The following is a 12,258-nucleotide window of genomic DNA, read 5'->3' on the forward strand; positions in this document are numbered from 1 at the left end:
ATCGCCGCTTTTAACTTGCCTGGAACCGGCGCCTCGATGATCGATCCCAAGCGCGTTTTGCGCGCCCTCGCCGAACACTGGACGTTGCTCGAACCGCTCTGCGAGCGTTTCGACGCCGGCACCCTGAGCCTGGTGGAACTGCGCGGCCAGCTCGCCGTGCAACTGCCCGACGCCACGCCCAGCGACACCACTGCGCTGCTCGACACCTGGATTCGCCTGGACATCCTGGTGCCGGTGGCCAAGAGCCCCAACCGCTTCGAGCTCAACGCGCAGATCCATGATTTTCTCGCCTACCTGCGCCGCGAGCACCGCCTCGGCCTGTGCCTGGAGATCGAAGCCTACCTGCGCCACCTGGAGCGCCTGGCCGGCTATATCCAGGACGCCTTCGAGGTGCGCGACGCCAACGACCTGGCACGCCAACTGCGCCTGCTCGACATGCGCGTGCGCGACGTACTGAAGAAGCTGGCCAACGACGAACAGGCGCTGGTCAGCGTGGCCGACCGGGCCAAGACCAGCGACCGGCAGATTCCCCTGCGCCAGCGCTACGCTGAGGTGTTGGCCACCTGGGACGAATACGTCGAGCCGATGATCCAGCTGGTCGCAGCCGATGGTGCCTTCGAGCAGGGCGTGCGCCGCGTCGAACAGGTGCTGCTGCGCCTGCTCGGCGACCAGCAGCGCCTCGGCCAACTGGTCGACGACGACCTGCTGCTGCGCACCCACGCGCGCATCCTGGAAATGCAGACCACCGCCCAGTTGACCCTGCGCAAGGCCCGCGAGCTGCTGCTACCGCTGCGCGAGGAAGCCCGTCGGCACAACGCCGTGACCCGTGGCGCGGCACTGGCGCTGTCGGTGATCCGCAAGAAGGGCATCGACGCCGTGCCGCAGGCCGCCATGCCACTGTTCACCCGGCCGCAGAGCAACTTCCTCGGCAGCGCCAGCCAGGTCGAAGCCTACGTCTACGCCCTCGCCCGCTTCGAAGCCAAGCCGGCGCATTTCCCCAAGGCCAGTGGCAGCCGCAAGGGCGGCGCGCCCAAGGCGCCGAAGACCGCGCGGGAAATGATCGAGCGCTGCGAACAGGCCCTGCCGCTGCCGGACCTGATGACCTGGCTGCTGGAACAGGAGCCGGAAGGCGCCACCGACGAGCTGCTCTATTGGTTCTCGCGCCTGTCGCGCGAGTCGCGCTTCCAGCGTGAACGCCTGGAGCGCCGCCAGTACCTGACCCGCGAGCATGAAGTCAGCCTCGCCTCCTTCGCCCTGGTAGGCCAGCCCAATGGCTGAGCTGCCCGTAGGGTGCGCTGTGCGCACCGCAACCGACGACATGGTGCGCACAGCGCACCCTACGACTGCCCGTGAGCATTGCGTATGAACATCGATCTGAAAGAAATGACCCAGCTCGCGGCTGCTTTCCGCGACCTGTTCAAGGGCTACCACATCTCGCGCAGCGAGCCGGAGTGCTACGCCCAGCTGTCCAGCATGCAGGACCAGTACCGCGCCCTGTTCCGCGCCCTCGGTTTCGAGCTGGTGTGCGACCCGCGTGGCTTCTACTACTTCGTCCCCGAGCAGGTCGCCCCACAGGTGAACAAGACCGCCCAGCGCCTGGCGCTGTTCACCTTCATTCTAGTGGAGCATCTCGCTGACCAGGGCCGCGACCCATTGAGCGTGCTCGACGGCGGCAGCATCGGCCGTGACGAGCTGCCGGCGCTGCTGGAGAAATACCGCGACCTATTCCTGCAGGCCGAGGTGACCACCTTCGAGGAGCTGGAAGACAAGATCATCCGCCGCCTCATCCAGCTCGGCTTCGCCGAGGACAGCAACGGCGTTTACCGTTTCCTGCCGCCGATGCACCGTTTCCTCGACGTCTGCCTGTCGGTGCAGCACGACCGCGACCTGGCCGCCAGCCTGCACAGCAGCGACCTGCCGCTGCCGGCGCCAGTGCTGCTGGACGATGACGGCGACGCCGACACGGCTGTCATCGACAGCGAGGAATCCGAGGAAGACGCCCTGGCCCGCGCCATGGCCGAAGAACGCGCTGCACAGGAGATGGACGCATGAGCCAGGAACGCTACGGCATCCGCCGCTTCGCCCTGCTGAACACCGCCGGCTACAGCCTCGGCCTGTTCCCGCTGGAAAACCCACTGTCGGTCTACGGCGCCAACAACCTGGGCAAATCCGCCTCGATCAACGCCCTGCAGTTCCCGATCCTGGCACGCATGTCGGACATGAGCTTCGGCAAGTACAGCCTCGAGGCCTCGCGCAAGTTCTACTTCGCCAGCGACACCAGCTACATCCTCGTCGAAGTCGCCCTGCCCCACGGCCCGCACGTGATCGGCGTGGCCGGTCGCGGCCCCGGTGGCGGCTTCGGCCACCAGTTCTTCGCCTACGCCGGTGAGCTGGACCTGGAGCACTACCAGCAAAACGGCACCTGCCTGCGCCAGCGCGAACTGTTCAAGAACCTCGGCCAGGCCGGCATCACCGCCTACGAACTCAAGCCCGACGAACTGCGTCGCCTGCTGGTCGGCGGTCACACCAGCATCCCGCTGGACCTGACTCTGATCCCGCTGCGCTCGACCAGCGAGCAGAGCCTGAAGACCTTCCGCGCGCTATTCATCAACCTGCTGCATATGAGGGAGATCACCGCGGCGAAGCTCAAGCAGCTGTTCCTCGATGCCTTCGAGCACAGCCTACGCTCCGGCAGCGTCGACTACATCGCCGCCACCGAAGAGGCCTTCCGCGATGTGCGCCGCATGGAGCAGGACTATCAGGCGCTGGTGACTGCCGGCCCCTTGATCGAGGCACTGGCCTCGGGCGTCACTCAGCGCGAGACTCTACGCGGCAAGCTGCACCGTCTCTCGCCGCTGCTCGATAACCTGCTGGGCACTTGGCACGACTACGCCGATGCGCGCAAGGAAGAGCTGGTGATCCAGGCCGAGCACTATCGCAACGAGCAGGACGGCCTGCAAAACGAGCAGCGTGGTGGTACCAGCGAGCTGATGCGCCTGGAGCGCGAGATCAGCGGGATCCAGCGCTGGCTGGGCGAGCTGTCCGTGCTGAAGAACCGCTTCGCCCTGGTGGAAAACGCCAAGGTGCTGGAAGAGCAGCTGCTCGCGGCCAAGGACGCCCACGACGAACTGGCCGGCGCTCTGGCGCAGTCGCGCCAGTTCTCCAGCGAAGACCTGGACGAGCGCCTGCGCGACTTGGAAAAACGCCTCAAGTCGGTCAAGCAGCAGCTCGATCACGCCGACAACAACAGCTACTCGCGCCTGCGTGAGGAGTTCAGCCAGCAGGACGTCGACCGCCTGATGCGCCTGTTCAACGGCCAGTTGTTCAGCCTGCCGCTGGGCGAGAAAGGCATCCAGGCCGACGGCGACGACTGGGTCAAGGCCGTCGAGGCGGTGCTGGACCGCTTCAAGGGCGACACCTTCGCCGTGCCGGGCCTGTCCATCGACCTCAGCCATATCGAGCCGCCGGCTCTGCAGGCCCTGGCCGACCGCGCCGCCCTGCGCGACCAGAAGGATCGCCTGGAGCGCGAGCTCAAGCAGCTCAAGACCCAGCAGTCGGTGGCCGCCGACCGTGCCGCCAGCAAGGCCCAGGCCGAGCAGCTGTACCAGGCCGTGCTGGATGCACAGAAGGCGCTGGAAGACTTCCGCAAGAGCCAGACCCTGGCTGCCGAGGAGCCGCAGAAGCTGGAGCGCCTGGCCGAACTGGAAGGTGCGCAAGACGAACTCAAGCGCACCAGCGATGCCTTTGCCGAGCGCGTGCAGCAACTGTCCGCCAAGCTGCAACTGGTCGGCCGCCAGCTGGCTGATCTGGAAGCCAAGGAGCGCACCCTGGAAGACGCCCTGCGTCGTCGCCAACTGCTGCCGGCCGACCTGCCCTTCGGCACGCCGTTCATGGAGCCGGTGGACGACTCGCTGGACAACCTGCTACCGCTGCTCAACGACTACCAGGACACCTGGCAGGCGCTGCAGCGCATCGACGGCCAGATCGAGGCGCTATACGCCCAGGTTCGCCTCAAGGGCGTGGCCAAGTTCGACAGCGAAGACGACGTCGAGCGTCGTCTGCAACTGCTGGTCAACGCCTATGCCCACCGCCAGGACGAGGCCCTCACCCTGGCCAAGGCGCGCCGTGCGGCAGTCACCGATATCGCCCGTACCCTGCGCAATATCCGCAGCGACTACGACAACCTCGAGCACCAGCTGGCGCTGTTCAACCGCGAGATCAACAAGCGCCAGGTCTCCAACCTGCAGAGCTTCCGCATCGTCCTGGCGCCGAACAAGGAGGCCCTGCGCCATATCGACCAGATCATCCACAGCGCCGGCCAGTACGAGGAAGGCGAGACCCTGTCGGTATTCGACCTGTCGCAATCGGCCGATCAGGACGCGAAGAACGAGGAGGCCAAGGACTACCTGTCGCGCCTGGTGGCGGCCAACGGCAACCAGCTCGGCCTGAAGGATCTGTTCGAACTGGCCTTCGAAATCACCAAGGTGCATGGCCAGCCGATCATCCACACCGACATCGATGGCGCTGCCTCCAACGGCACCACCATGACCATCAAGGCGCTGACCAACATGTACCTGCTGTTGCACCTGATGGATCGCGAGCAGGCCGGGCGCGTGCGCCTACCCTACTACCTCGACGAGGCGGCGGACATCGACGAACGCAACCAGCAGGCGCTGATCGAGACCAGCCTGCAGCTAGGCTTCGTGCCGATCCTGGCCTCGGTCAAGCCGCAGGTCTCGGCCCACGTGGCCATCGACCTGGAAGGCGGCAGCGGCCCCAACGGCATCTATATCGATGAGGCGGACTGGAAGTTCATCAAGCCGCGCGAAAGTGCCAAGGCCCAGGCACCTCAGCAGGAAGAGGCGGTCGAGCCGGCTTGAAGCTCAAGCCCCTCCCAAGGTCCACACGACCGTAGGAGCGGCTGGGCGGCATTCCGCTTCAGCCGCGAGCTTTTATCAACCCAAAATGAAGGGGCCGCTCAATGCGGCCCCTTTCATTTCTGTGGTTTGCTCACTGCTCCAGCACGATCTTCGGCGCCCACTGCATCCACACATCCTGCGGCTCGTCGAACAGTGCAAAGGTCTGCCCCGGCTGCGCCGGCCCACCCATCTCAGGGTTGTTCGGCGTGGCGAAGGCGATGCCGCCTTCGAGCAACGCCTCCAGCGATTCGGTCCGCACCTTCACGCCCTTGAACAGCCCGGCATCCACACCGATGCCACTGGCATTCCAGAAGCGGCTGCCCGAACGTACCAGCGGCGCATAACGCGGTTCGATCAGCACATGGATCAATACGCGATCCGAAGTCGGCCCAAGTTCGAAATCCACCACCTTGCCCACCGGCACCTCGCGGTAGCTGACGATCACCCCCGGCTTGATCGAGCCACGCCGCGGTGCGCTCAGCATCAGGCGCAAGCCTTCCTCACGCACGGCCTGATTCGGCGCAGAAGCCAGGGCGACGAACTCCGTACGTCGCGCTCCTTTCTGCGCAGCCGGTTGTACCTCCAGATACTGACCGCTGACCAGCGTGCCGAGATTCGCGGCACGGATCAGGCTAAGTTCCGGCTTCACCACCCAGAAGCGCGTCCCCTCACGGGCAATCTGCTCGGCTGCCTGACTGATACGCACGTTGAGGATCACCGCTTGCAGGTCATCGGTCAGGCTCAGGCTCTCGACCTTGCCAACCTCCAGCCCCTTGTAGCGCACCAGGGTGCCTGGTTGCAGACCATCACCATCAGCCAGCCGAATGGTGATCTGCTGCCCCAGCTGCAAGGCGCTTTCGCGGTCCGCATGCAAGGCGAAACGCTGCACCTGACGGCCCGACCTGGCCGCCTGCAGGTCTGGCGTTTCGAAGGCGATACCACCCGCCAGCAGGGTCTGCAACGACTCGCTCTTCACCTCTACACCGGACAATCCACCCCTTAGGGTGATGCCACTGGCATTCCAGAAACGTGTGGACGTATTGATCAGGTGTACGTAGTCAGGCTCGATATGCACCCCGAGCACGACCTGGCTATTGTCGCGGCCAAGCTGGTAACTCTGTACCGAGCCCACCTTGATCTGCTTGTAGAGCACCGGACTACCGACTTCGATAGAGCCGAGCTGATCGGTGAACAGCACCAGATGCAGCCCTGGCGCACCGAGATCCAAAGGCGGCGCCTTGCTCCGCGCGACGAAGTTGCGTGCCGGTGGATTGCCCTTCTCCCCCGGCCGCACGGCAATGTAGTTACCTTTGACCAATGCCTCGAGGCCAGTGATACCGGCCAGCGAAATGGAGGGTTTGACCACCCAGAAATCCGAGCCCTCCACCAGATACTCTTCGGCCAGTGGATTGATGGTCAGCTCGGCCGTGGCGCTATTGAGGTCACGGTCGACCTTCATGGCTTTCAACGAACCGACCTGAATGCCCTTGTACATGACCGGCGTTCGGCCTTCCTGCAGCCCATCGAAATCACTGAGCTTCACGACGATCTTGATACCCGCCTGTGCCTCGTCGTAGTCCTCATAGAGACGGAACGGCAGCGCTGGATCAGTGGGCGGGCTGTCTTTGCGATGCTCGGGCGTGGCGAAGGCGATACCGCCGGCGACGATACTGGCTAGCGACTCGCTGCGCAGCTTGAAGCCGGACAGGTCGGCATCGACGCTGATCCCGCTGGCATTCCAGAACCGCGTATGTTTGCGCACCAGATGTGCATAAGCGGGCTCGATGAACACCTTCACCTCTACGGTGCTCTGGTCATCACCCAGGGTGTAACTCTTCACTCGGCCAACCTGAATCTGCCGATAGAAAACCGGGCTGTCGCGGTTGAGCGAGCCGAGCCGCTCAGCCTTCAGCGTGATGTGCAGCCCCGGCACATCGTCACCCATCGGCGGTTCTTGAGCCAAGGCGGTAAAGCTGCGGGTAGATTCGCCCTCACCGGGGCTGAAAGTAATGTAGTTACCTGAAACCAGTGTCTCCAGACCGCTGATACCAGCCAGACTGACATTCGGTTTGACCAACCAAAAACGAGTGCCCTCACGCAGATACTGCTCGAGTTCCTTATTGACCTCCAACTGAGCGACAACACCGCGATTCTTTCCACTTTGGTCAAGACTGATGGCCGTTACCTTCCCCACCGCCATACCCTTGTACATCAGTTCGGTCTTGCCGGCCTGAATCCCCTCGCCGCTGGCGAATACCAGCTCCACCTGAATACCGGCTTCGCTGTATGCACGCCACGCCAACCAGCCGCCAATGAGCAGTGCAATAAGAGGCAAAACCCAGATGGCTGACCAGTTCGAAGCAGGACGCGTCTTGGCCAGAGGAAGGTCAGTCATGATCGGTTTCCGTGTTATCCCAGATAAGGCGAGGGTCGAAAGTCAATGCAGCAAGCATGGTCAGTATCACCACACTGGCAAAGGCAGCGGCGCCTGCTCCAGCTTCGATGCTGGCCAGGCTGCCAAAATTCACCACTGCCACCAGAATGGCGATGACGAAAATATCGAGCATCGACCAGCGGCCAATCCATTCGATGAAGCGGTACATGAGGATCCTCTGACGCGCTGACATCGGTTGATGGCGCTGCACGGAATACAACAGCAGAGCAATCCCCACCAACTTGAAGGTTGGCACAAGAATGCTGGCAATAAATACCACCGCCGCAATAGGTAGCATGCCAAAGTTAATAAGCTCCAGTACGCCGCCCATTATGGTCGCTGGCGCACCTTTGCCGAGACTGTTGACGGTCATGATAGGCAGCAGATTAGCTGGGATGTAGAGAATCGCCGAAGTCAGCAGCAATGCCCAGGTTCTGATCAGGCTATTGGGCCGCCGGGCATGAATATGACCGCCACAGCGGCTGCAGTACTGGTGCTTGGCATCAACGTCGACTGGATTGAGTTGATGACACTCATGACAGACCAGCAATCCTGCCTCAATCGCCCGCATGGATATCCTCCCCGGACAAGGCTTCCCAGATCTGATGCGGTGACATGGTCACCTCCAGCCAGACTTGCACCAGCAACAGCGCGATGAAACAGAATAGGCCCAGGCCGAGGCTCAGGTCAGCCAGGTCCATCAGCTTGACCATCGCCACCAGGATGCCCATCAGGTAGACCTCGAGCATTCCCCACTCACGCATGTGATGGTAGATCCGGTAGAGCAACAAACCGTAGCTACGACCGAAATCCATACGAATACTCAGCAGCACCAGCAGTTGGCAAAGCAACTTGAGCAATGGCACCGCCATGCTGCACAGAAACACCACAACAGCGATGCCCTGCATACCGCTTTCATACAACCCGATTACACCGCTCCAGACGGTGTCCTGCGAGGTCTGCCCCAACAGGTTGAGTTGCATGATCGGCAGGAAGTTGGCTGGGACATAGAGCAGCAGAGCCGTCAGTACCAGTGCCAGGCTACGCCGCACGACATGGTGACGATGGCTGAAAAGCTCATAACCACAACGCGGGCACTCGGCACTCTCGCCATCCTGCAACACCGGCTTGCGCATCAACAGATCGCACTCATGACAGGCGACCAGCTGCTCGATCGGCAAGGATGACAAGGAGGGTTCGGGCGGCGAGTCAGACATGGAAGTCCCCAGCAGAATTCGCGCATTCTACCCGAGCAAAGCCAAACACCGACATATCATAGGGTCTGCCGCGCGCACCGCTGTAACCGCGTCCTTGTCGGTGCGCGCAGCGCACCCTACGCGAAGCTCTGTTTTCCGCGTGCCAAAGAAGAAACCCCAGACCGCTAGGCGATCTGGGGTTTCGTATAGGAGCTTGACGATGACCTACTCTCACATGGTGAAGCACCACACTACCATCGGCGATGCGTCGTTTCACTACTGAGTTCGGGATGGGATCAGGTGGTTCCAACGCTCTATGGTCGTCAAGCAATTCGGTTGGGATCTCGCGGTGAGGCGCTATCCCTTGGATACGTGATAGATCATTTGTAGTTCTTGCAAATTTTCGGCTTTCTGTCGACTTCACCATCGACACCCTCTGCTTTGAGGGCAGATTGTTTGGGTGTTATATGGTCAAGCCTCACGGGCAATTAGTATGGGTTAGCTCAACGCCTCACAGCGCTTACACACCCCACCTATCAACGTCGTAGTCTTCGACGGCCCTTCAGGGAGCTCAAGGCTCCAGTGAGATCTCATCTTGAGGCAAGTTTCCCGCTTAGATGCTTTCAGCGGTTATCTTTTCCGAACATAGCTACCCGGCAATGCCACTGGCGTGACAACCGGAACACCAGAGGTTCGTCCAACCCGGTCCTCTCGTACTAAGGTCAGCCCCTCTCAAATCTCAAACGTCCACGGCAGATAGGGACCGAACTGTCTCACGACGTTCTAAACCCAGCTCGCGTACCACTTTAAATGGCGAACAGCCATACCCTTGGGACCGGCTTCAGCCCCAGGATGTGATGAGCCGACATCGAGGTGCCAAACACCGCCGTCGATATGAACTCTTGGGCGGTATCAGCCTGTTATCCCCGGAGTACCTTTTATCCGTTGAGCGATGGCCCTTCCATACAGAACCACCGGATCACTAAGACCTACTTTCGTACCTGCTCGACGTGTCTGTCTCGCAGTCAAGCGCGCTTTTGCCTTTATACTCTACGACCGATTTCCGACCGGTCTGAGCGCACCTTCGTACTCCTCCGTTACTCTTTGGGAGGAGACCGCCCCAGTCAAACTACCCACCATACACTGTCCTCGATCCGGATAACGGACCAGAGTTAGAACCTCAAGGTTGCCAGGGTGGTATTTCAAGGATGGCTCCATGAGAACTGGCGTCCCCACTTCAAAGCCTCCCACCTATCCTACACAAGCAAGCTCAAAGTCCAGTGCAAAGCTATAGTAAAGGTTCACGGGGTCTTTCCGTCTAGCCGCGGATACACTGCATCTTCACAGCGATTTCAATTTCACTGAGTCTCGGGTGGAGACAGCGCCGCCATCGTTACGCCATTCGTGCAGGTCGGAACTTACCCGACAAGGAATTTCGCTACCTTAGGACCGTTATAGTTACGGCCGCCGTTTACCGGGGCTTCGATCAAGAGCTTCGCTTGCGCTAACCCCATCAATTAACCTTCCGGCACCGGGCAGGCGTCACACCCTATACGTCCACTTTCGTGTTTGCAGAGTGCTGTGTTTTTAATAAACAGTCGCAGCGGCCTGGTATCTTCGACCGGCATGGGCTTACGTAGTAAATACTTCACCCTCACCGGCGCACCTTCTCCCGAAGTTACGGTGCCATTTTGCCTAGTTCCTTCACCCGAGTTCTCTCAAGCGCCTTGGTATTCTCTACCTAACCACCTGTGTCGGTTTGGGGTACGGTTCCTAGTTACCTGAAGCTTAGAAGCTTTTCCTGGAAGCATGGCATCAACCACTTCGCATTCTAAAAGAACGCTCGTCATCAGCTCTCGGCCTTGACCCCCCGGATTTACCTAAGGAATCAGCCTACCACCTTAAACACGGACAACCAACGCCGTGCTGGCCTAGCCTTCTCCGTCCCTCCATCGCAGTAACTAGAAGTACGGGAATATTAACCCGTTTCCCATCGACTACGCATTTCTGCCTCGCCTTAGGGGCCGACTAACCCTGCGTCGATTAACGTTGCGCAGGAAACCTTGGTCTTTCGGCGTGCGAGTTTTTCACTCGCATTGTCGTTACTCATGTCAGCATTCGCACTTCTGATACCTCCAGCAAGCTTCTCAACTCACCTTCACAGGCTTACAGAACGCTCCTCTACCGCTCATCCAAAGGATGAACCCGTAGCTTCGGTGTATGGTTTGAGCCCCGTTACATCTTCCGCGCAGGCCGACTCGACTAGTGAGCTATTACGCTTTCTTTAAAGGATGGCTGCTTCTAAGCCAACCTCCTAGCTGTCTAAGCCTTCCCACATCGTTTCCCACTTAACCATAACTTTGGGACCTTAGCTGACGGTCTGGGTTGTTTCCCTTTTCACGACGGACGTTAGCACCCGCCGTGTGTCTCCCGTGCTGACACTTGCTGGTATTCGGAGTTTGCATCGGTTTGGTAAGTCGGGATGACCCCCTAGCCGAAACAGTGCTCTACCCCCAGCAGTGATACACGAGGCGCTACCTAAATAGCTTTCGAGGAGAACCAGCTATCTCCGAGCTTGATTAGCCTTTCACTCCGATCCACAGGTCATCCGCTAACTTTTCAACGGTAGTCGGTTCGGTCCTCCAGTCAGTGTTACCTAACCTTCAACCTGCCCATGGATAGATCGCCCGGTTTCGGGTCTATACCCAGCGACTAAAGCGCCCTATTAAGACTCGCTTTCGCTACGCCTCCCCTATTCGGTTAAGCTCGCCACTGAATATAAGTCGCTGACCCATTATACAAAAGGTACGCAGTCACCCAACAAAGTAGGCTCCCACTGCTTGTACGCATACGGTTTCAGGTTCTATTTCACTCCCCTCTCCGGGGTTCTTTTCGCCTTTCCCTCACGGTACTGGTTCACTATCGGTCAGTCAGTAGTATTTAGCCTTGGAGGATGGTCCCCCCATGTTCAGACAAGGTTTCTCGTGCCCCGTCCTACTCGATTTCATTGATAAGAGCGTTTCGTGTACGGGGCTATCACCCACTACGGCGGCACTTTCCAGAGCCTTCCACTACACTCAAATCAACTTAAGGGCTAGTCCCCGTTCGCTCGCCACTACTTAGGGAATCTCGGTTGATTTCTTTTCCTCAGGGTACTTAGATGTTTCAGTTCCCCTGGTTCGCCTCTTGCACCTATGGATTCAGTACAAGATACCCGGCTTATGCCGGGTGGGTTCCCCCATTCAGAGATCTCTGGATCACAGTCTGTTTGCCGACTCCCCAAAGCTTTTCGCAGGCTACCACGTCTTTCATCGCCTCTGACTGCCAAGGCATCCACCGTATGCGCTTCTTCACTTGACCATATAACCCCAAGCAATCTGGTTACTGTCTCAATCGTGAAGACGACATTCGCCGAAAATTTGCGTCTTGAGAACTACAAATTTTACCTTGACCAGATCAATTGCCAGTGAAAGCAATTAATCAGTCACTTCTATCACATATCCAAATTTTTAAAGAACGATATTCGTACCGGTCAAAAGACCAGAAATCAGCACTCACCAGGTCTACCCTGAAGCGCTCATTTCTGAACTCTCTAACACTCACCGCAACACGAGAGAGTGGTGGAGCCAAGCGGGATCGAACCGCTGACCTCCTGCGTGCAAGGCAGGCGCTCTCCCAGCTGAGCTATGGCCCCGTATTCTTCTGCACC

6 protein-coding genes, 1 tRNA gene and 2 rRNA genes are annotated in these 12,258 nt (G+C 59.7%); 3 read left to right on the forward strand and 6 right to left on the reverse strand.

Translation table 11 applies throughout. The features are described from left to right. The first annotated feature begins 36 nt into the window (after positions 1 to 36). The 3 genes from mksB to mksF all read left to right on the forward strand — a co-directional run bounded on the left by mksB (position 37) and on the right by mksF (position 4,880). The gene (mksB, locus tag JWV26_RS04785) at positions 37 to 1,278 is read left to right on the forward strand and encodes an Mks condensin complex protein MksB (protein ID WP_072426136.1); all 1,242 of its coding nucleotides are present in this window, start codon (positions 37 to 39) and stop codon (positions 1,276 to 1,278) included. 84 nt (positions 1,279 to 1,362) lie between these two features. Beyond that, positions 1,363 to 2,052 (forward strand): Mks condensin complex protein MksE, encoded by a 690-nt coding sequence (mksE, locus tag JWV26_RS04790; protein WP_061241048.1) that lies wholly within the window; start codon positions 1,363 to 1,365, stop codon positions 2,050 to 2,052. Further along, the gene (gene mksF / locus JWV26_RS04795; RefSeq protein WP_206418520.1) at positions 2,049 to 4,880 is read left to right on the forward strand and encodes an Mks condensin complex protein MksF; all 2,832 of its coding nucleotides are present in this window, start codon (positions 2,049 to 2,051) and stop codon (positions 4,878 to 4,880) included. The genes mksE and mksF overlap by 4 nt, the downstream gene beginning before the upstream one ends. 130 nt (positions 4,881 to 5,010) lie before the next feature. Here the strand turns inward: mksF and JWV26_RS04800 are convergent, their stop codons facing one another. The 6 genes from JWV26_RS04800 to JWV26_RS04825 all read right to left on the reverse strand — a co-directional run bounded on the left by JWV26_RS04800 (position 5,011) and on the right by JWV26_RS04825 (position 12,243). Then, a complete protein-coding gene (locus JWV26_RS04800) occupies positions 5,011 to 7,314 on the reverse strand; it encodes a PqiB family protein (protein WP_206418521.1) in 2,304 nt (767 codons plus the stop codon). After that, positions 7,307 to 7,924, reverse strand: a complete 618-nt coding sequence (locus JWV26_RS04805) for a paraquat-inducible protein A (RefSeq protein ID WP_072426140.1) — start codon at positions 7,922 to 7,924, stop codon at positions 7,307 to 7,309. Before JWV26_RS04805 ends, JWV26_RS04800 begins: the two co-directional genes overlap by 8 nt. Beyond that, entirely contained in the window at positions 7,911 to 8,570 is a 660-nt protein-coding gene (locus tag JWV26_RS04810) for a paraquat-inducible protein A (protein ID WP_072426141.1), read from the reverse strand. Before JWV26_RS04810 ends, JWV26_RS04805 begins: the two co-directional genes overlap by 14 nt. A gap of 191 nt (positions 8,571 to 8,761) precedes the next feature. Then, positions 8,762 to 8,877: ribosomal RNA gene (rrf, locus tag JWV26_RS04815) — 5S ribosomal RNA — on the reverse strand. Between the two features lie 139 nt (positions 8,878 to 9,016). Beyond that, positions 9,017 to 11,909 (reverse strand): 23S ribosomal RNA (locus tag JWV26_RS04820). 258 nt (positions 11,910 to 12,167) lie between these two features. Further along, positions 12,168 to 12,243: transfer RNA gene (locus JWV26_RS04825), tRNA-Ala, on the reverse strand. Positions 12,244 to 12,258: the final 15 nt, after the last annotated feature.

Source organism: Ectopseudomonas toyotomiensis (assembly GCF_017167985.1).
GTDB lineage: Bacteria > Pseudomonadota > Gammaproteobacteria > Pseudomonadales > Pseudomonadaceae > Aquipseudomonas > Aquipseudomonas toyotomiensis.

Bases quoted from the DNA above. Each gene is read 5' to 3' on its own strand.
- mksE (WP_061241048.1), top strand. From the start codon at position 1,363: ATGAACATCGATCTGAAAGAAATGACCCAGCTCGCGGCTGCTTTCCGC.
- mksB (WP_072426136.1), top strand. From the start codon at position 37: ATGATCGATCCCAAGCGCGTTTTGCGCGCCCTCGCCGAACACTGGACG.
- JWV26_RS04810 (WP_072426141.1), bottom strand. From the start codon at position 8,570: ATGTCTGACTCGCCGCCCGAACCCTCCTTGTCATCCTTGCCGATCGAG.
- mksF (WP_206418520.1), top strand. From the start codon at position 2,049: ATGAGCCAGGAACGCTACGGCATCCGCCGCTTCGCCCTGCTGAACACC.
- JWV26_RS04800 (WP_206418521.1), bottom strand. From the start codon at position 7,314: ATGACTGACCTTCCTCTGGCCAAGACGCGTCCTGCTTCGAACTGGTCA.
- JWV26_RS04805 (WP_072426140.1), bottom strand. From the start codon at position 7,924: ATGCGGGCGATTGAGGCAGGATTGCTGGTCTGTCATGAGTGTCATCAA.